At 57.1% G+C, this 19831-nt stretch carries 13 protein-coding genes; 5 read left to right on the forward strand and 8 right to left on the reverse strand.

Annotation, left to right across the window (positions count from 1 at the left end; all coding sequences use genetic code 11):
• The first annotated feature begins 108 nt into the window (after positions 1 to 108).
• The 3 genes from ABHV46_RS10500 to ABHV46_RS10510 all read left to right on the forward strand — a co-directional run bounded on the left by ABHV46_RS10500 (position 109) and on the right by ABHV46_RS10510 (position 5855).
• Positions 109 to 2301: a methyl-accepting chemotaxis protein gene (locus ABHV46_RS10500; protein ID WP_438381406.1), complete on the forward strand. Its 2193-nt coding sequence runs from the start codon at positions 109 to 111 to the stop codon at positions 2299 to 2301.
• Between the two features lie 504 nt (positions 2302 to 2805).
• Positions 2806 to 4089, forward strand: a complete 1284-nt coding sequence (tcuC, locus tag ABHV46_RS10505) for a tricarballylate/proton symporter TcuC (protein WP_336945952.1) — start codon at positions 2806 to 2808, stop codon at positions 4087 to 4089.
• Between the two features lie 635 nt (positions 4090 to 4724).
• Positions 4725 to 5855: an OprO/OprP family phosphate-selective porin gene (locus ABHV46_RS10510; RefSeq protein WP_438381407.1), complete on the forward strand. Its 1131-nt coding sequence runs from the start codon at positions 4725 to 4727 to the stop codon at positions 5853 to 5855.
• A 93-nt stretch (positions 5856 to 5948) separates the two neighbouring features.
• On the opposite strand, the gene ABHV46_RS10515 is transcribed toward ABHV46_RS10510, so the two are convergent.
• The 4 genes from ABHV46_RS10515 to sdhC are packed head-to-tail and all read right to left on the reverse strand — an operon-like array spanning position 5949 to position 9405.
• Positions 5949 to 6728, reverse strand: a complete 780-nt coding sequence (locus ABHV46_RS10515) for a succinate dehydrogenase iron-sulfur subunit (RefSeq protein WP_438381408.1) — start codon at positions 6726 to 6728, stop codon at positions 5949 to 5951.
• A 12-nt stretch (positions 6729 to 6740) separates the two neighbouring features.
• On the reverse strand, positions 6741 to 8543 hold the full coding sequence (gene sdhA / locus ABHV46_RS10520) for a succinate dehydrogenase flavoprotein subunit (protein ID WP_438381409.1): 1803 nt from the start codon (positions 8541 to 8543) through the stop codon (positions 6741 to 6743).
• Positions 8540 to 8947 (reverse strand): succinate dehydrogenase, hydrophobic membrane anchor protein, encoded by a 408-nt coding sequence (gene sdhD, locus ABHV46_RS10525; RefSeq protein ID WP_025840677.1) that lies wholly within the window; start codon positions 8945 to 8947, stop codon positions 8540 to 8542. Before sdhD ends, sdhA begins: the two co-directional genes overlap by 4 nt.
• Complete coding sequence (sdhC, locus tag ABHV46_RS10530; RefSeq protein WP_438381410.1) at positions 8944 to 9405, reverse strand: succinate dehydrogenase, cytochrome b556 subunit; 462 nt, start codon at positions 9403 to 9405, stop codon at positions 8944 to 8946. Before sdhC ends, sdhD begins: the two co-directional genes overlap by 4 nt.
• 262 nt (positions 9406 to 9667) lie before the next feature.
• Between sdhC and zapE the strand changes: the two genes are divergently transcribed.
• Both zapE and ABHV46_RS10540 read left to right on the forward strand, forming a co-directional pair.
• Complete coding sequence (zapE, locus tag ABHV46_RS10535) at positions 9668 to 10798, forward strand: cell division protein ZapE (RefSeq protein WP_438381411.1); 1131 nt, start codon at positions 9668 to 9670, stop codon at positions 10796 to 10798.
• A gap of 324 nt (positions 10799 to 11122) precedes the next feature.
• Complete coding sequence (locus ABHV46_RS10540; RefSeq protein WP_438381412.1) at positions 11123 to 13504, forward strand: TonB-dependent receptor; 2382 nt, start codon at positions 11123 to 11125, stop codon at positions 13502 to 13504.
• A 124-nt stretch (positions 13505 to 13628) separates the two neighbouring features.
• Here the strand turns inward: ABHV46_RS10540 and ABHV46_RS10545 are convergent, their stop codons facing one another.
• The 4 genes from ABHV46_RS10545 to radA form a co-directional block, all read right to left on the reverse strand.
• Complete coding sequence (locus tag ABHV46_RS10545; protein WP_438381413.1) at positions 13629 to 15752, reverse strand: M3 family metallopeptidase; 2124 nt, start codon at positions 15750 to 15752, stop codon at positions 13629 to 13631.
• Positions 15753 to 15852: 100 nt separating this feature from the next.
• Entirely contained in the window at positions 15853 to 16461 is a 609-nt protein-coding gene (locus ABHV46_RS10550) for an IMPACT family protein (protein WP_438381414.1), read from the reverse strand.
• A 95-nt stretch (positions 16462 to 16556) separates the two neighbouring features.
• The gene (locus ABHV46_RS10555; protein ID WP_438381415.1) at positions 16557 to 17927 is read right to left on the reverse strand and encodes a hypothetical protein; all 1371 of its coding nucleotides are present in this window, start codon (positions 17925 to 17927) and stop codon (positions 16557 to 16559) included.
• 401 nt (positions 17928 to 18328) lie between these two features.
• A complete protein-coding gene (gene radA, locus ABHV46_RS10560; RefSeq protein WP_438381416.1) occupies positions 18329 to 19711 on the reverse strand; it encodes a DNA repair protein RadA in 1383 nt (460 codons plus the stop codon).
• Positions 19712 to 19831 lie beyond the last annotated feature (120 nt).

The raw sequence follows: 19831 nt of genomic DNA on the forward strand, positions 1-19831 counted from the left end.
TAATGCGCGTCATTTGGTGTTAGCCCCCTCATGCCCTTCTTCAGGAGAGCGGGAGGCTGCAACGCGTTGGCAAGTGTATTTGATGGTGTTCGGATCGGAGAATTTCAGATGGTGCCCTCCTCGACGCAGCCGCGCGCGTCTCTTTCGACGAAAATCATCCTGATCTGCGGTCTCTCGTTTCTGCTGATTCAGCTGGTTGCCGTTACGCTTTCCGGCTGGCTGATGAAGCAGCAGGTCGAGAAAAACGTTTATGCCGAGGCGATCTCCAAAAGTCAGATCCTTGGTGAGAAGATCATTCTCGCCCTGACGGAGCAGAATACGGTCGTTCGCAATATTCAGAGCACCATAGAGACGGCGCACAAGACTGGCGTTCTGAACAAGCAGTTCATCGTCGATCTGCTCGTTGAGGACATGAAGCGCTTCCCTGCGATCTATGCGATGGATTTCAAGGAAATCCCCGGTGGGTTCGATGGCACACAGGTGCCCGGCGGCCCGGGAACGAACAGCCATGGTATTTTCTTCCCGTCTGTCCTGCGTGGCCCCGATAACAGGGTCACGGTTTCGACACCGCCGGAACATTACAGTGCGGTCTACTGGCATATCGTCAAAACGGGTGAGCTGGACGGGCTGGAGCCCTATATCGATCACGACACGCATGTGCCGATGGTCTCGCCGACCTATCCAATCACCTTTGACGGCAAACGCATTGGCGTGGTGGGTGCCGATATTCCGCTGGGTTGGCTCGCCCCGCTTCTGCGTAGTGTGCAGATTGCCGATGGGTCGAGCATCGGGCTTCTCTCGGCTCAGGGGGCATGGATTGTCACCTCGGACCCGACACAGGCGATGAAGCATTTCAGCGATAATGCTGGAAACGATCTAGCTCGTGCACTGGCGACCCGAAAGATCACTATTCTGCGCCACGCGCATGGCAACGACATCGACCGTATTCTCGTGCCGCTGAAAATGGGCAATTTCAATATCTACTGGACGCTGGTCGTGGAGATCCCGAGAGCGGCCATCACGACTCCCATCTGGCATACGATCTATATGCTGGTCGTGCCCGGTATTGCGCTGATAGCCCTGTCGCTTGTCGTCATGGTTCTGGTATTCCGCCGGTTGCTCGATGCGCCCCTGCGTGGCTTGCAGAACTCCGTCTCGGCGCTCGAAGAGGGGCAATATGAGGTCGCTGTCTTCGGCACGCGCCGTCACGACGAAATCGGCTCTGTGGCTCGCGGGCTCGACAGTTTTCGGGGTGCGCTGCTCAAGGCGCGCAAAGTGGATGAGGCTGTCGCTGCGGATCATATCAGGCACGAGGCAGAGCAGGAGCGCCGTCATGTGGAAGACGAGCAGCGCCTCGCTGATGTGAAGAACGTGATCGATACCATCGGCAACGCGTTGACAGCACTGTCGAATGGCGATCTCTCGGCAAAGATCGACAAGAAGCTGCCCCGCGAATTCGACCTTTTGCGTGAGGATTTCAATCGCTCGGTCGAACGTCTGGCGGCGACAATTTCGGGTATCTCCGTTGTCGCCGATACGATCAGCGAAGGAAGCCGCAGCCTTGCCACAGGCGCCGAAGATTTGGCCAAACGCACCGAGCAGCAGGCTGCTGCGATCGAACAGACCACGGCGGCCATCAGCCAGATCACACACAAGGCGGCGCATTCCGAAACCGTTCTGACTTCTGCCCAGGCAACGGGTGAACAGGCTTGCCAGTCGGCAGGAAGCTCGTCGGAGATCATGCGCCGCACGCGCGAGGCCATGAAGCAGATCGAGGACAGTTCGTCTCAGGTGGCGGCTATTGTGCAGGTGATCGAGAACATCGCCTTCCAGACCAATGTTCTTGCCCTGAATGCGAGTATTGAAGCGGCGCGAGCTGGCGATTCCGGCAAGGGCTTTGCGGTTGTCGCCAACGAGGTGCGCACGCTGGCCCAGCGCTGCACCGAGGCGGCGGGAAGTATCAGCGAACTCGTAGGAAAGACGGTCGAGGAAATCCGCGCAGGGGCCGTGTGCGTGCGGGATACGGAAAAAGCGCTGGAGACGATCACCACGCTCGTGACGGCGATGGGAGAGAAGCTCGACACCATCGTCCATAACGCTTTCGAACAGGCGGCGAGCCTCAGGGAGGTCGGTACGGCGATTGCAGTGATGGACCAGAGCACGCAGAAGAGTGCCTCGATTGCCGATGAGACGCGTTCCTCCTCGATCGTTCTTTCAGACGAAGTCGGGTCGATGGGTGAGCTTGTCTCGCGTTTCTCCCTGCCGCGCGAAACGGCGCGCCGTGCGGAAATGGCGTATTGAGAAAATAGTTTTTTTACAACGCCGAGACGAAAATGGGGGGCGTCAAGGCCCCCATTTTTTATGATTATTCGTGTTTTTTGTCCGTCAGGGCCGCTCATCCACGCTCGGCCCGTGGCTCCCTGATAATGGCAATGGCTTTGAATGGGTTCAGACCCATAGGACAGACCTGTGTGCGGTTCATGATCGTGCGGCAGCCAAGAGCTTCATGGAATCGTCGAGGGCTTCAGGGCGCTCGTCCTTACTGTCGTTGCGGCTATTCATAATCCAATAATCGGAGGCCAGCCTCGCCAGCGAGGATGAGCAGAGCATTTAATGAACCATAGATGACGGGAACATTATAGAAAGTTCACGTTTAAATGAATTCTTCTTGTTTCTTTATTGGTGTCATCCGTCTCGGGAACGTGCAGAACATATCTGCCTACCAGCCTGCGAAGAGCAAGGGGCGGCAACATGATAAGTATAAGCACGGCAATTGAAGGTATTGCTGATCCGAAAAAGACTGAGATGACTACCTCTGCACCTGCCACAATGCGTGAGCGCATAAGGGCGATTGGACAGGTCGCCAGCGGCAATATGCTCGAGATGTACGATTTTATGGTGTTCGGTTACTACGCCGCTGCCATAGGCGCTGCATTTTTTCCTTCCAAGGATCCGCAGGCCGAGTTGCTTTTGTCTTTCGCAACGTTCGGAGCAGGTTTTCTCATGAGGCCGCTCGGAGCGCTTGTTCTCGGAGCATATGTCGATCGTATCGGGCGTCGAAAAGGCCTTATTCTGACGCTCGCTCTCATGTCTATCGGCACGGCAACTCTCGCTCTGACCCCGGATTATAGTCGAATTGGTCTGCTTGCGCCGCTTCTTGTTCTATGTGGTCGACTGCTTCAGGGTTTTTCGGCTGGCGTGGAACTTGGTTCGACTTCCGTCTACCTCGCCGAGATTGCAACAGAGAAGACCAAGGGTTTTATCGTTGCCTTTCAGTCGGCTTCCCAACAGGTCGCCGTTGCGGGTGCGGCTCTGCTGGGCGTGGTGCTTACGAGCACACTCGATACCCAGAAAATGTCGGCATGGGGGTGGCGCATTCCCCTTATTCTGGGCTGCCTGATCGTACCTGTCCTGTTTTTTCTCAGGCGCAACCTGCAGGAAACCGACAGCTTTCGCACGACCCACGCGCCACCGCATTTCAGCGAGGTTATCCGCACCTTGTGTGTTGAGTGGCGTATTGTAGGCACAGGTATTCTGACTGTTCTGATGACGACGACCTCATTTTACGTCATCACAGCCTATACGCCGTCTTTCGGTACGCGCGTTTTGCACCTCGCCAGCCGTGACAGTCTGACCGTCACTTTATGCGTAGGTCTGACCAATCTCATTCTTCTGCCTCTGTTCGGTGCCTTGTCGGATAAAATCGGACGTCGGAGATTACTCATCGGCTCGACCCTCTTGGCATTGGTCTCTGCCTGGCCGATGATGAACTGGTTGGTTTCAGCTCCCAGTTTCAGTCGTCTCCTTGTCGTTGAACTGGCTCTCGCTGTCATCTATAGCGCTTACAACGGCGCCGCTGTGGTCTGGCTGACCGAAATCGTTCCGCCGCGGATACGGACGACAGGTTTCTCATTCGCGTATAGTCTTGCGACCTGCATTGGCGGATTCACGCCCACCATATGCACATGGCTGATTCATGTGACAGGTGATCGTGCCATACCCGGCGCATGGCTGTCTCTGGCTGCTCTTTGCGGACTGCTTGCAGCTTTGATTGCCCGACCCTATGCGCAGCGGGTCCAATCGGCATGAAATCAACTATAGGTAGTAAACTGGGGCATGCCGATCGGCTGCGGAGGGCCGGGCGTTCTTGTGCCCTGCTCTTTTTCTCCACAATCCTGACGTCACAGGCGCATGCCGCAGCAAAAAAACCGGTGGTGGATTTCGATACTCTCGCGACGCTGGTCAAGGCTCAGGCACAACAAATCAAGGATCTGCAGGCGCGCCTCTCTGTGCTCGAAGGAAAAAAAGGGAATAAATCTGGAGCCAAAGCGGTTGCTGTCGCTTCAGTTAATCGAAGTGTTCCTCCGCAAGCGTATGCCCCCCCGAAAGGAGACACCCGCCAGAGGCAAGCTCATGCTGTTTCGACACCCAGCAAGGCGCTTCCCGAGCCCGTGCGTCTGGCTTCAGCGTCCAGTCAGGCGGAATCGGCAGGCTTTGCGACAATCCCTCTGTCAGATACACCTCCCGGGAGCAGTGGGACGAGCACAGGAAGCAGCACCCGCCCTCCTGATACGGCTGCCTCCCCAGGTAGTTGGGGCGCTGTTTCCTCTATTCCGCTCAATTCCTCGCCAGCTCTGGGCGTTGACTCTTCCATTCCCTATGCAGGGCGCACAACGCATATGGGTGGGCTTGTTCTTAAATGGGGCAAGGGTCTACCGGAGTTCATGACACCGGATAAGCAATATGCTTTCCGAATAAGAGGACGAATCCTTACTGATTACGGCGCTGCGTTCGGGTCTCGGTTTCACGACCAGAACGTTTCCCGCACAAGTCTGCGCGCCGTGCGTCTAGGGGTAGAGGGACGTGCGCGTCAGCTCTCCTGGGTGTTCGAGGGTGATTACTCCAACAACGAAGTTTCGGTTGTGAGTGCGTATGCGACTTGGAGTGATCGTATGGCCCGCCATATGGTTGAATATACGCTAGGCAATAAATTCAATGACCGTGGCTTCGATGGCTCAACAGGTTCGGCGGAAACGGTATTCCTCGACCGGGATCTGGTGGCGACCGCCATCCTGCCGGTCAAAGGGTGGTATGGTCTGGGCGGTACGTTCAAGATCTACGGTGATGGCTGGCATGTGTCGACCCAGATCACGGGTAACGATGTCAATGCATCGAATATCTCCAATAATCTGCGTGACGATCTGACTTATTCGTTTCGCTCTCACTGGATACCATGGCGCAGCAAGGATGCGCTCATCCATCTTGGAGCCTGGGGGTTTTACGAAGACGTCAAGCCGGGCGCGACGTTTTCCCAGAAGATCAGGATGCTGGCTCGTACGAATGATGCGTTTGCGGCGCGTATCAATACACTCCCGATCGCCAACTCTCTCGCTGGTGGCCTCGAAGCTTTTGGAATCTGGAAGACGGCCTGGCTTCTCGGAGAATACGGCGTGCGTGATATCGGCTTTCGTCGCACATATGGGACCACGGACTTTGGAGATCATCGCGGAACGGTTCAGGCAGCAAGTCTACAGTCCGGTATTTTCCTCACGGGAGAAACGCCGAATTATTATGCTTTGACCGGTCAGTGGGCCTCGCCGAGGGTACTCGATCCTGTAACGCGCGGCGGTCCGGGCGCTTGGGAACTGGCCGTACGTGGCGATTGGCTTGACGGCTGGAAGATGCAGGGCGGAACACGTGGATGGTCAGCGACAGCAGGGGTAAACTGGTATCTGCTCGATTATATGCGTCTGATGCTCAATTATACGCATGCGCATGTCGATAATCAGAAGGGGCCGTATATCGGCCCAACGGGCGGTAATATCGTCGGCATGCGCGCCGGGATTACTTTCTGATCTCGTTGCGCATGCCTGTGCTTGAGGATGTCCGCCTCGCCCGGTGTTCAAGATAAGGGCATTCAGGATTATCGTATCCTGAATGCCTTTGCGTTATTCCCGTTCGACTTGCAGTTTTTTGATGTTGGCGATGGCCTTGGCCGGGTTCAGACCTTTGGGGCAGGTCTGGGTGCAGTTCATGATGGTGCGGCAGCCATAAAGCTTCATGGAATCGTCCAGAGCTTCGAGACGTTCGCTCTTGTGGTCGTCGCGGCTATCCATGATCCAGCGATTGGCTGCCAGCAGCGTTGCCGGGCCAAGATAGCGATCGCCATTCCACCAATAAGACGGGCAGGAAGTGCTGCAGCAGAAGCACAGAATGCACTCCCACATGCCATCCAGTTTCTCGCGCTCTTCGACACTTTGCAAACGCTCGGTATCGGGCGGCGGCGGGGTATCGCTTTTCAGCCAGGGCTGGATCGATTCAAGCTGGGCATAGGCGCCGTTCAGATTGGGCACCAGATCTTTGACCACCGGCATATGCGGCAGCGGGTTGATCTTGACCGTGCCCTTGATCGAGCTGATGGGCTTGAGACAGGCCAGTGTGTTTTCGCCATCGATATTCATGGCGCATGAACCGCAGATCCCTTCGCGGCAGGAGCGGCGAAAGGTCAGCGACGCGTCGATATGGTCTTTGATGTAGAGCAGCGCGTCGAGCACCATCGGCCCGACCTTGTCGAGATCCAGCTCATAGCTGTCGAGGCTGGGGTTCGAGTCATCATCGGGCGACCAGCGATAGACCTGAAAAGTCGCCTTGTTCCTGGTATCGGCGGGAGCCGGATAGAATTTGCCGGGGCGGGTCGTGCTGTTTTTGGGCAGGCGGAGTTCAACCATGACGAGGCTCCCTCAGTAAACACGTTTTTTAGGCGGAAAGACCTCGACGTCGTTCGTCAGGGTCTGCATCCGCACCGGCCGGTAGAGCAGGCTCACCGCACCGTCCTTATCGAGATAGGAGACGGTATGTTTCATCCAGTGCTCATCATCGCGCTCGGGATAATCGTCATGCGCATGGGCACCGCGCGTTTCATGGCGGGCATGGGCGCTTTCGATGGTCACGGTCGCATTGGCCAGAAGATTGGCAAATTCAAGCGCTTCCATCAGATCGCTGTTCCAGATGAGCGAGCGATCGGCCAGCCCCATGTGCTGCGCATCTTTCCAGAGTTCGCGTATCTTGGCGCAGCCCTCGGCCAGCGATTTCGTGTTGCGGAACACGGCCGCATGGCTTTGCATGATGCGTTGCAAGCGCTCGCGCAGTTCGGCAACGGTGAATTTTCCCGAAGCCTCACGCGTCTTGTCGAAGGTTTCGAGAATAGCCTCGCCCGCATTTTTCGGCAGCGGCGGCACTGGCGTCGTCGGGTCGATGATTTCAGCAGCGCGCTTGCCTGCGGCACGACCGAACACGATCAGATCGAGCAGCGAATTCGTGCCCAGGCGGTTGGCGCCATGCACCGAAACGCAGGCGGCTTCGCCCACGGCCATGAGGCCCGGTACAACGGCCTCAGGATTCTCATCTGTTGGGCGCAGAACCTCGCCATGCAGATTGGTCGGTACGCCACCCATGTTGTAATGCACGGTCGGCAGCACCGGTGCGGGTTCTTTGGTCACATCCACACCGGCGAAGATACGCGCGGTTTCGGAAATGCCCGGCAGGCGTTGATGCAGCAACTCAGGGCCGAGATGCTCCAGATGCAGCATGATATGGTCCTTCTTGGGACCACAGCCACGGCCTTCATTGATCTCGATGGTCATGGCGCGCGAGACCACGTCACGCGAGGCCAGATCCTTGGCGGTTGGGGCATAGCGCTCCATGAAGCGCTCGCCTTCGGCATTGGTCAGATAGCCGCCTTCACCACGACAGCCTTCCGTCAGCAGACAGCCTGCCGGGAAAATGCCCGTAGGATGGAACTGCACGAATTCCATGTCCTGAGTCGGCACACCGGCACGCATGGCCAGACCGCCACCATCGCCCGTGCAGGAATGGGCAGAGGTGCAGCTCTGGAAGGCACGGCCATAGCCACCCGTCGCCAGAACCACCATCTTGGCATTGAAACGATGGATCGATCCGTCATCGAGGCACCAGGCCACGATACCGCGACAGGTGCCGTTTTCGTCCATGATCAGGTCGAGCACATAATATTCGACGAAAAAATCGACGCGATGCTTCAGGCATTGCTGATAGAGCGTATGGAGAATGGCATGACCCGTGCGATCGGCAGCCGCGCAGGCGCGGGCGACGGGCGCCTTGCCATATTCGCTCATATGGCCGCCGAAGGGGCGCTGATAGATCTTGCCGTCTTCGGTGCGCGAGAAGGGCACGCCGAAATGCTCAAGCTCCATCACGGCGCTTTCGGCCTCGCGGCACATGAACTCGATCGCGTCCTGATCGCCCAGCCAGTCCGACCCCTTGACGGTGTCGTACATGTGCCAGCGCCAGTTATCCTCGGACATGTTGCCCAGAGAGGCACCGATGCCTCCCTGTGCCGCCACCGTATGGCTGCGGGTCGGGAAAACCTTGGTGACGCAGGCCGTGCGCAGGCCTCCGGCGCCCATGCCCAGCGTGGCGCGCAGACCCGAGCCCCCGGCACCGACCACCACGACATCATAGGCGTGATCGACGATGCGGTATTTCTTGGCGGATTCCGCGCTCATGAGTGGCCCTCCTTCGGGCGGGTAATCAGAATACGGGCGAGCGAGGCACAGCCGAGCGCCACGAAAAGAAGCGTGCTGAGGCGAATGATCAGACGCAGGCCGAAGCGACGCCAGCCGCGCGAATAATCGGAAGCCACGACTTCGAGCCCGAGCTGGGCGTGACGACCGGTCAGGGCGATCAGCAGACCCAGAGGGGCAGCGTTTTGCACCCGACCCGCCCAGGTCAGAATGGACTCGCGGTCACGCCCGGCAAGACGCAGAAGCTGGGCGACCCCCCAGATCGTGAGCGGGCCTAGAAGGGCAGCGGAGACACGCTCGGCTGTCCAGTGTTCGGCGCCATCGGCCAGCCCGCCCAGCCCCTTGGCGCGCGCGAGCGGCGTGCGCATGTCGGAAAGGCGGTTCATGCGCGTGTTCCCTTGCGGCGAAAGCGTGAGAGGGCGACAAAGGCGGTCGCCAGCGAGACGCAAAGCCCGGCGGTCACGAAGACCGAGCGTCGGCCATCCTCGTCTATTTCCTTTTTTTCGAAACGGGCGCCGCTATCCCAGATCAGATGGCGGATGCTGGCAACGAAATGATAGGTGGTGGCCACGCCCCAGCCGAGAAAGACGAGCCGGCCCAGCGGGTGGGTCGCGACACGCTGCGCGCGGGAAAAAGCACGAGGCCCCTGAGCCAGAGCTGCGAGCCAGGCAACAGCCAGGCCCGCACCGAGGGAGGAGGCGACGCCTGCCATGCGATTGCCGATCGAGAGCGCCATGGAGAGGCGAAAACGATAAATATCCAGATGGGGCGACATGGGACGTCGAATGGCCCGCCCATCAGTGTCGGTGCCGTGATAGAACGCTTCGCGTCCGTCGGAAGCCATGGCGATACCTCGGAATTCTGTGCTTCGGGCTATGCGATACCTTACCCACATAGTCTCATTCCCATGGTTCGTCATGTGCATATTGATGTGAGAATGGGCACTGTTTTTGTCTTATATATCATGCAATTCCGAGGCTTTCGCATCTGCGTCGTCTCACCAAGGCGTGACGCTGCTACAGGGGCGCGTTACGTTCGGTCGCGTGTTACGACTGAGCCAGCGAAGTGATCTGAAACCGCGATTGCGCGACAGCGAAGAGAGACCGATGCCAGAACTGAATCCTGCCCAGGCGATCAATGACCGGGCGAGCGGCGTACTGAAGGCCTATCGACGTCTGATCGACCTTGGGCAGATCGAGGCCGATCCAGCGCAGGGTCACGCAGCGGCGGCGCTGGATCGACTGGCGCAGGCCCTGCAAGCCCGTCATGAAAGCCGGGACGGTTTTTTCTCGCGTCTGGCAAAGCGTCGTCCGGTGCCGATCAAGGGGCTCTATCTGGTCGGCGAGGTCGGGCGCGGCAAGACCATGCTCATGGATTTGTTCTGTCGTGAAGTGGCGGTTTCGAAAAAGCGCCGCATCCATTTTCACGTCTTCATGCAGGAGGTGCTGCGCGCCCTGCATAAAGGGCAGAGCCGAGGCGAGAGACGCGAAGATCCGGTGCGCGAGCTGGCGCAGAAGGTGCATGAGCAGAATGATCTGCTCTGTTTCGACGAATTCCAGATCAATGACATGTCCGATGCCGTGCTGGTGTTGCGTCTGCTCGACATGGTCATGGAATTCGGCACGGTTGTTGTGGCGACCTCCAACACAGCCCCCTCCGACCTGATGAAGAACCAGGTACAGAACCGGTCAACCATGCGACCTTATCTGGAGGCTTTTTCGGCTCATATGGAGGTGCTGACGCTCCAGTCAGCCCGAGATTATCGCCGTGGACGTGAACTTGACAGCCAGATCTGGCTGTCTCCGCTCTCGGAAGAGAATACTGCCCATCTACGGCAGAGGTTCGAGGCGTTGACGCAAGCCAGCGCCGAAGCGGGCTTTGTGTCCATAGGGTCACGGCGTATTGCCGTACCATCCTGCTGGATGAGGATCGCATGGTTTGGTTTCGAGGATCTCTGTGGCGCGGCGCTCGGGCCCGCTGATTATCTGGCCATTCTCGCCCGGTTCGACACTATTTTTATTGATGGCATCCCTGAACTCGTCCCTGACCAGTTCGACAAGGCGCGACGTTTTATCAATCTGATAGACGTCATGTATGAAAATCATGCCACTCTTTTCGCAACCGCCGCGGCTCAGCCCGAAACGCTTTACCAGAGCGGTGAGAACGCCAAGGCTTTCGAACGAACAGCGTCGCGTCTCGAGGAAATGCGATCGAGCGGCTGGCAGGAAGAAGTATAGGGGGCTCACGTCATTTCCAATGAACCCGACCCGGATCGTTTTTCTATACGATTGATCCAGACGCAGGGCAGGTATGCACTCTGCTTCTGAAAGGGCTTCTAGATCGTATTACTGACCAGTGCAGGAAAGAAATACCTTGGCATCTGAGATAGATGTCAGGTTTCTACTGTCGCTGTCATACCAATGCATTTTGGGGCGAAAGATTAACTCACACTTAAATTTGAGATGACATTTTTTGTCTTGGTCTTTTTATGCTTTGATAATGAGACACTTTCTCATCTTCGTGCAGAGCGACGGTAATAATAGCCAAAAGGCCCTTGAAAAATGCATTCTCGTATCCGGCTTCGGTCTTCCGCCCCAGTCGTCGCTGGCCTGACACTTATCTGTAGTGGAACATATCTTACCCCTGCAGAGGCCGCGGCGCATGATGACTCTTCGGATGGGAAACAAAAGCAGTTTTCTGATCCGAAAGCTGGGGCAGGCGATAAAGGCAAAGGTGATACGCTTGCGCGCTCTCTGAATAATACGAAGAGCCTCGACACGGATCCGGTCCCTCATGGCGAGGAAAATATCCTCGTCACGGGAAGCAGGATGAACATTCTGCGCGAGCCTGTCGGGCTTGGTCGTATGCCAGAGGACGTAATGCATACGCCGCAGACCATCAATGTCGTGCCACAGGCCTTGATGGAGCAGCAGAACGTCAAATCGCTCGACGAGGCGCTCAGAAACGTCCCTGGTATCACAGCTTCGGTCGGCGAGGGTGAAGGCGGCATGTCGGGCGACCAGTTTCTGATCCGGGGTTTTCAGGCGCAGAATGATATCTATGAGAATGGGCTGCGCGACTTCGGAGTGTACACCCGCGACAGTTTTTACTACGACCATGTATCGGTCATCAAAGGCCCGTCATCGGAAGTGTTCGGCAATGGAACCACCGGAGGGGCCATCAATATCGTGACGAAGGCGCCGCATAGCGGCAACAGCTATGCCGCGAATTTTTCGGGTGGAACAGGGTCCTATTATCGCGGCACGATCGATCTCAACCGCCAGCTGACCGAGACGATTGCCGTCAGACTTTCCGCCATGGGAAACAGCAATGACGTTGTTGGGCGTGATTCCGTGTTTTCGCATCGCTGGGGTATTGCGCCCTCAATCACTTTCGGGTTGGGGAAAAAGATATCCTATACGCTCGATTATTTTCATCAGAACGATAATCGTATCCCGGATTATGGTGTCTGGGTCGTGACAAAGCCGGGAACGTCGATAGGCCGTCCTCTCACGGAATTCGGACTGCCGCGCACCAACTGGTACGGTACGACGTTCGACAAGGATAATATCAGCACCGATATGATCAGTGGGCGTTTGACCGCCAAGGTTCTACCCTGGCTGACCCTTAGCAACGACACGAAGGGCGGCATCTATCACCGTTATTTCTCTGCATCACAGTCGAATTGCAATGCGGGCTGTACGCGTGCTTTTTTCTCCAACGCACCGCAGACTGCACAAATTGTCCGCAATGGTGGGTTAGGCGGCCCCAATCCCTACAGGCAGAGTGACTGGTCAATCCAGAATGTCTTTTCAGGGGTGGCGCGCTTCAGGACAGGCGCGATCAAGCACGAGCTAATCAGCGGATTCGACATCGAGCATGTTGAGGATCATCGAAAGAACTACCCCTATAACATGACCCGCGGTGGCACGAATTTGCTTGATCCGTCGGCAATCGTACCAGGGTTGGAGCGTCTGAATTGTGCGCAAAATCCTGCCGGGCTCGCCAACATACCGAACGGCGTTGGAAAGAAATGCTACAAGGATGGTGCCGCAACCGATATCGGATTCTTCTTGTCCGATCAGATCTGGCTCACGAAATGGTTCTCGGTCAAAGGCGGATTTCGCCTCGATCAGTGGTGGAGTGATTACTCTGCGACAGGTGGGGTGAAGACGACGCCAGACAGCCACTTCTCGCAGTCCGAACTGACCGTGAATCCGACTGTCAGCCTCATGTACACGCCAAATGACGATATCATGGTGTATTTCAACTGGGCTGAATCGACCACCCCGACCAGCCTTTATGTCACGAACAGTAACGCGCCCTATCTGACGGATAACGGCTTTTCTCCTGAGCGCAGCAGACTTTACGAATTGGGGGCGAAATACAACGCTTTCAATGGCCGCATGGGCTTTACGGCGGCGCTTTTTCGTCTGGAAAAAAGCAACGCGACGCTTACCGATCCGACGACCGGTGATGTGTCTTCATCATCCGATCAGCAGCGAAACCAGGGTCTGGAGCTGAGCGCGTCAGGAAATATCACCAAGCATTGGAGCGTGATCGGCACCTATGCACTTTACGATAGCAGCGTGACCGGATCGAATACGCCGGCCGATCTTGGCAAACGCATTCAATATGTTCCAAAAAATTCTGCGACGTTATGGACCACCTACGATATCGCGCCGCAGACGCCCTATAATGTCAGTGTGGGTGGTGGCATCACTTGGCGCCAGGGCGTCTGGCTCGATGCAGCCAATACGGCGCGCGTGCCAGCCACGGTCAATTTCGATGCCATGATTTCTCATACGATCTCGAAGCACTGGAAGATCGCAATGAACGGCTATAATCTTGGCAATCGCCTGAACTACAGCAATCTGTTCAGTAATCGTGTCACACCCAGTATCGGCAGGTCATTCCTGTTCAATATTGCGGCCACTTACTGAGCGGCGCTAAGTCCCGCTACTGTCTTCGCGTATCCTGCTTATGCGGACGAGTTCCTGAAGATTGGCAGGAAGCCGGAAGACCAAAGGGCCTGCCTCTCACCCATGAGAGGCAGGCCCTTTGATGTCACTTTGCGGCAGGTAGAAGGCCACGATGGGCCAGCATCGGACCGATTTCGGGGTCCTTGCCGTAGAAGGCCTTGAACATCGGGCCGTAATCCATGGTGTGACCCTTGGACAGGATCATGTCACGGAAGCGCTGACCGTTTTCACGGGTCAAACCGCCATGGGACTGGAACCACGAGAATACGTCCTGATCCAGCATCTCGGTCCAGAGATACGCGTAGTAGCCAGCCGAATAGCCATTGCCCCAGATATGCAGGAAATAGCTGGAACGATAGCGCGGTGGTACATCCGCGACATCGAGACCGGTCTCGTTAAGCGCCTTGGCTTCGAACTGATCGACATCCTGCCGCGGTGCATCGGCCGAGATGCCGTGCCAGGACATGTCGAGCTGGGCAGCAGCCACGATTTCACCCAAGGCGTATCCCTGATTGAAATGGGCGGCCTTCTTGATCTTCTCGACCAGTTCGGCAGGCATGGGCGCGCCAGTCTTGTAGTGACGGGCGTAATGCGCGAACACTTTTGGGTCCATCGCCCAGTTTTCGTTGAACTGTGACGGGAATTCGACGAAATCACGCGCCACCGCCGTGCCCGAAAGCGACGGATAGGTCTGGCTGGCAAACAACCCATGCAGGGCATGACCGAATTCGTGGAACATGGTCGTCACGTCATCGGACGTGATGAGCTGCGGCTGCCCCGGCGCGGCCTTTGTGAAATTCGCCACGTTGTAAATGACCGGACGCGTTTTCAGCAGGTCGCTCTGACCCACGAAATTCGACATCCAGGCGCCACCCGATTTGTTGTCACGCTTGAAATAGTCGAAATACATCAGGCCAAGTGGTGAACCGTCCTTGTCCTTCACCTCGAAAACCATGACGTCGGGGTTATAGACCGGGATGTCCTTGCGAGGTTCGAAGGTGATTCCATAAAGCTGGTTGGCGGCAAAGAACACGCCATCTGTCAGCACGGTATGCAGCTCGAAATACGGCTTTACATCGTTCTGGTTGAGGTCGAATTTCTGCTTGCGCACGCGCTCTGCGTAGAAATTCCAGTCCCAGGGCTTGAGCGTGAAATTCTGATGATCCTCACCGATCGCCTTCTGCAACTCGGCGGCTTCGCGATGCTGCTCGGCTGCCGTTGCGGGAACGAGCTGGTGGATGAAGCTGTTCACGGCTGCCGGGGTCTTGGCCATCTGATCATACAGCGTATAGGCAGCGTAGTTCGCATAACCGAAGAGCGCGGCTTTTTCAGCGCGCAGCTGGGCGATTTCCGCAATGGTCTGGCGTGTATCGTTGGCATCGCCTTTTTCGGCGCGCGTCCAGCTCTGGTTGAACAGCGCTTCACGCGTGGTGCGATCGCTCAGCGAGGCCAGATCGGGCTGCTGCGTCGTGTTCTGCAACGGCAGAACATACTTCCCGGGGAGCTTGCGCCCTTCTGCTGCTTTCTGTGCAGAGGCAACGGCACCGTCGTCTAGCCCGACAAGCGCTTCTTTCTTGTCGACCACGAGCGCGCCAGCTTTGGCGCTGGCAATCAGCTTCTGGTTATAGGCTGTTTCCAGCTTCGAGAGCTGTGTGTTGATCGCGCGTAGCTTCTGCTGGTCGGGATGCGAAAGCTCGGCGCCTGAATGCACGAATTGCTGAAACGTCACCTCAAGCAGCATGGCTTGCTCAGGGGTCAGGTTCAGCTTGGCGCGGTTGTCATATAGCGTCTTCACACGATGGAAGAGCTTCGGGTTGAGATAGATTTCGTCCGAATGCTGGCTGAGCTTGGGCGCTTCCTTGCTGTCGATGGCGTCCATGGCATCGTCTTTGTCAGCCGAATAGACACCGTAGAACACGCTTTGCACGCGGCCCAGCAACTGACCCGAACGCTCCATGGCAACAATCGTGTTGTCGAAGGTCGGTGCCGCCTTGTTGTTGGCGATAGCCTGCATTTCCTTGAGCTGGTCGGCCATGCCCTTTTCGAAGGCCGGTACGTAATCGCTGTCCTTGATCTTGTCGAAAGGGGGGGCCTGATACGGCAGGGGGCTCGCCTGGAAGAGCGGATTGCTCGGGGCGGCCAGAGCCGTAGAGGAGAGAAGGGGGAATGCAACAGCTGCCAGAGCGGCGGCGTGTCTGAAAACGGGCATGAAAAGGGATCCTACGATCGTAACATGATGCGTTACCGTAAGAAGGAAAGTCGGGAGCGTCAAACCGCTGCGTTCGTTTCCTCTTTGCCTTGATCAAAGACTATGCGCAGGAGGGTTCGTCTCCCTCTTCGAGCAACTTGACGGCGGCGCCTCGCAACAGATCCTGCAAGGTATTTTTGACACGCTCCGCCTCGCATAGCGGCAGCGAGATTTCGAGATCGGCACCCGTTTCATCGAATGCGCAGCTTTCCTGTGTCGCGCTCCAGTCGCCGAGACGTGCCTGGATTATAGGCAAAAGCCCGAAGGAGGCATGGAAGCCTATCCGTTGCATCGGGACGATCTCGACAGTCTCGCCTTGCCTGAGGCAGGACGCAGCAGCCCCGCCATAGGCCCGCACCAGCCCCCCTGCGCCCAGCTTGATGCCACCGAACCAGCGCACCACAATAACGGCCACGCGGTCGAATTCCTGTGAGTCGATGGCTTGCAGAATAGGCCGTCCCGCCGTGCCGCCCGGCTCACCATCATCGAAACTGCGATAGCGGCCACCGAGCCGCCACGCCCAGCAATTATGCGTGGCATCCACTGCACTCACACGCTCGAAGAAAGCTCTGGCTTCTTCCTCGCTCGCAATGGGTGCAGCATGAACGCGAAACAGGCTCTTCTTCACAACCGTATCCAGCTGGGTTTCGACCACCAGGGTTCGGGTCATGAGATGCCTTCCTGTCTCGTTTCTTTCCGCGTCAAGAAGCAGGGCCAGCTGGTTATGGCAAGGGAGGCTCGACGAAATGGTCTGGCGAGGGTGCGTCAGCGCGCCAGAAGATAGGCATCCACGTCGCGCCGTACCGCTTCGGCATAGGAAAGATCTGGAAAAACCAGCTTCGTATAATGTGCGCCGTGCAGTCCTGGCTGCCAGGACATAACAACGTCGCGCAGGTCATTGGCCGCCTTCAGTCCGGCCAGCCCCGAGACGACCTGAAACAGCAAGAGCAGCGTGGCAAAACCCATGCCTGTTTTCAGGCCAAGGGGCCGCGCGCGATCAGGGCGCGTACGAAACCACAGAAGGACGCGCATGACCAACCCGGTGTGAAATAAAACCACGTAAATGGAATAACGCGCTGGCGCGACCAGATCGGCGCTTTCATCAACGCGTCCGAGGCTTGCCATCGCAGCGACCCCGAGACCGATGAGAATCAATCCGGTGGAAACCAGTGTGGCGCGCGTGGCGGGCTTTTTGTTCAGGCAGTCGGCAACCAGGATAGCGCTTGCGACGAGCGCCAGACCCCATCCAAGCCCGATCGCGGGTATGGTAAAGGTGGCGAGACGCGAAAAGGGTAGCCCGAGAAACACGCCAGCATAGACGCCTAGCCGCATTACTGCCCCCAGGCCAAGCTGGATACCGCCAGAAGCATGGACGGGCAGGTCATGCCATAGGTAGAGACATGACTCGCTGGTCCCCAGAAAAAGGGTGATCAATGAGATGCGCCACCCCGCTTGCGACCGCCAGCAGAGCCAGATCAATACAGGCCAGATGACGAGGCCAGTCATGTTACCAAAGGGAGAAAGAAGCGCACACAGCATCGCTCCCATGAGAAGACGCGAATTATTGCGAGGTGCCGTTGCGGCGCGCGCAAAAATCACGATGGCGGCTACGGAAAAAACAAGAGAAAGCGGATAGACGCAGTTAATCGGCAGGCCGATATCGAGCGCCGCTGTGCTGCTGAGGATCAGCATCGGGATGACAAGCGCCAGCAGTCTGTCTTTGGCGCGGGCATGCTCGGTCATGACCCGCCATAAAAGTCCGGCAATGACGATAACGGCCAAAAGCGTCGTCATGATGAAAATTGTCTCTCGCCCGCCACCGAATGTGAGATCGAGCAGTGTCAGTACGCGCACAAAGGCAAGTCGATGTTCGTTATGAGGGTGCAACAGATGACCGAACCAGACCGTTGCCTCATTGGCCTTGAGCGCTTCGAGGGCGTCGTGTTGCCATGTCAGCATGTCGAGATAAGGGGTTGTGACCGCCGTGCCCCAGACAACAAGGGCAAAAACAAGCACATGCACGGTGAAAAGGCCGTGCAGATACAGACTCGCTTTTTCGTGACGACGCGGTGTCCTGAACCAGGAAAATGCAGAAAGACGCAGCCTGTCGAGGCGTGAATATGTCGCAGCCAGCATAAGCCGATCTCCCGGGGTGGCACGGCAGGGTAATAAATCGCCTGTCACGCCTCATTTCATGCGGACGCAGAGTGAGAACAGTGCCGAAAAGAATCGATGATAGGAATATTTGAGCAAATTCTGCTTCTTGACTGCCCGTTTACACGAATGAAACAGGTATGCAAGATGGGTAATACATCGAAATTTTTTGTTAAAATAGAGAGTAGGGACTACCGGGGCGTCGTGAGCGCGCTCAGTCATCCTTATCGCTTATCGCTTATCGCTTATCGCTTATCGCTTATCGCTTATCGCTTATCGCTTATCGCTTATCGCTTATCGCTTATCGCTTATCGCTTATCGCTTATCGCTTATCGCTTATCGCTTATCGCTTATCGCTTATCGCCAGGTGTGTGTTGACCAGTTCAGTCCTCGATTGGCTGGAACAGCTCGACCAGATCGTTGAGATGCCCGATCTCCTTCAGCGCCAGACCTTCCGGGGGCTTGGGGCGCGCGGCGCCGTTCGCGACACGTCGCGGCAATATGGCCTGAGCGAAGCCGAGTTTCTGCGCTTCCTTCAGGCGCAGATCGGTCTGGGATACCTGGCGCACTTCGCCAGACAATCCCACCTCGCCGAAATAGGTGGCGCCCGAAGAGGTGGGTACGCCGGTCGCGGCAGAGATCAGGGCTGCGGCGACCGCCATGTCGCAGGCAGGTTCGCTGATACGCAGACCGCCTGCGATATTCAGATGCACATCCATCCCTGCCATTTTTAGTCCGCAACGGGCCTCGAGCACGGCCAGAAGCATATTCAGACGAGCCGTTTCCCAGCCAACCACAGCACGTCTTGCAGCACCTTCACCCGCTTTAGGGGAAACGAGCGCCTGAATTTCGAGCAGAACGGGGCGCGTGCCTTCCATGCCTGCAAAAACCGCCGAGCCCGCGATATTGCCGCGTCTTTCGGCCAGAAACAGAGCGGAAGGATTGGGTACTTCCGTTAAACCCGTATCGGTCATGGCGAAAACGCCGATTTCATCTGTCGCTCCGAAACGGTTTTTCGCAGCACGGAGAATGCGGAATTGATGGCCGCGATCCCCTTCGAAATACATGACCGCATCGACCATGTGTTCCAGCACGCGCGGGCCAGCCAGCGCGCCCTCTTTCGTCACATGTCCAACGAGCACGAGTGAAAAACCGACTGTCTTGGCAAGACGTATCAATTCGAAAGCACAGGCACGTACCTGCGCCACCGAGCCCGGTGCGCTCTCGATGGTTTCCAGCCACATGGTCTGGATGGAATCGATTACCACCACATTATGTTCGCGGTCCTGCTCCAGCGAGCTGGCAATTTCCGAGACGTTGATGCTGGCCGCCAGATCCAGCGTCGGTGCGTCGAGCTTCAGGCGTCGTGCGCGCAGGCGTATCTGGTCCACCGCTTCTTCGCCCGACACATACAGCACGCGTCGACCCGCCTTTGCCAGAGCGCAGGTGGCTTGCAGCAGCAGTGTCGATTTGCCGATACCCGGATCGCCACCCACAAGTACCACCGAGGCAGGCACCAGCCCCCCACCGAGCACACGGTCGAACTCTGCAATCGAGGTCTCGATACGGGGCGGCGGCGTCAGATCGCCATCGAGATGCATCAGCGTCAGCTTGCCAGCGCGCTTGCGGCTTTCACGGTTCGTGGGTTCGACCGCTTCTTCGACAATGGTGTTCCACTCGCCGCACCCATCGCAGCGTCCCGACCATTTGCTGGTGATCGATCCGCAGGCCTGACACACGAAACGGGCAGTGGGACGTTTGGCCATTCTGGGGGCTTTCAGGCGAGAGGTTCAGGCTGAAAGATAAGGCAGGTGTGGAAACATAACAAGAACAGAAAGGGATCTTCTTTATTCTGGAGAAAAAGAAGCAAAAAGACTTTTCAAAAA

The sequence above is a fragment of the Asaia sp. BMEF1 genome (assembly GCF_051628905.1).
Classification (GTDB): Bacteria; Pseudomonadota; Alphaproteobacteria; order Acetobacterales; family Acetobacteraceae; genus Asaia.

Coding starts and splice junctions, on each gene's coding strand:
- ABHV46_RS10500 (WP_438381406.1), top strand. CDS start 109: ATGGTGCCCTCCTCGACGCAGCCGCGCGCGTCTCTTTCGACGAAAATC.
- ABHV46_RS10540 (WP_438381412.1), top strand. CDS start 11,123: ATGCATTCTCGTATCCGGCTTCGGTCTTCCGCCCCAGTCGTCGCTGGC.
- ABHV46_RS10545 (WP_438381413.1), bottom strand. CDS start 15,752: ATGCCCGTTTTCAGACACGCCGCCGCTCTGGCAGCTGTTGCATTCCCC.
- sdhC (WP_438381410.1), bottom strand. CDS start 9,405: ATGGCTTCCGACGGACGCGAAGCGTTCTATCACGGCACCGACACTGAT.
- sdhD (WP_025840677.1), bottom strand. CDS start 8,947: ATGAACCGCCTTTCCGACATGCGCACGCCGCTCGCGCGCGCCAAGGGG.
- ABHV46_RS10555 (WP_438381415.1), bottom strand. CDS start 17,927: ATGCTGGCTGCGACATATTCACGCCTCGACAGGCTGCGTCTTTCTGCA.
- ABHV46_RS10515 (WP_438381408.1), bottom strand. CDS start 6,728: ATGGTTGAACTCCGCCTGCCCAAAAACAGCACGACCCGCCCCGGCAAA.
- ABHV46_RS10510 (WP_438381407.1), top strand. CDS start 4,725: ATGACACCGGATAAGCAATATGCTTTCCGAATAAGAGGACGAATCCTT.
- sdhA (WP_438381409.1), bottom strand. CDS start 8,543: ATGAGCGCGGAATCCGCCAAGAAATACCGCATCGTCGATCACGCCTAT.
- zapE (WP_438381411.1), top strand. CDS start 9,668: ATGCCAGAACTGAATCCTGCCCAGGCGATCAATGACCGGGCGAGCGGC.
- tcuC (WP_336945952.1), top strand. CDS start 2,806: ATGACTACCTCTGCACCTGCCACAATGCGTGAGCGCATAAGGGCGATT.
- ABHV46_RS10550 (WP_438381414.1), bottom strand. CDS start 16,461: ATGACCCGAACCCTGGTGGTCGAAACCCAGCTGGATACGGTTGTGAAG.
- radA (WP_438381416.1), bottom strand. CDS start 19,711: ATGGCCAAACGTCCCACTGCCCGTTTCGTGTGTCAGGCCTGCGGATCG.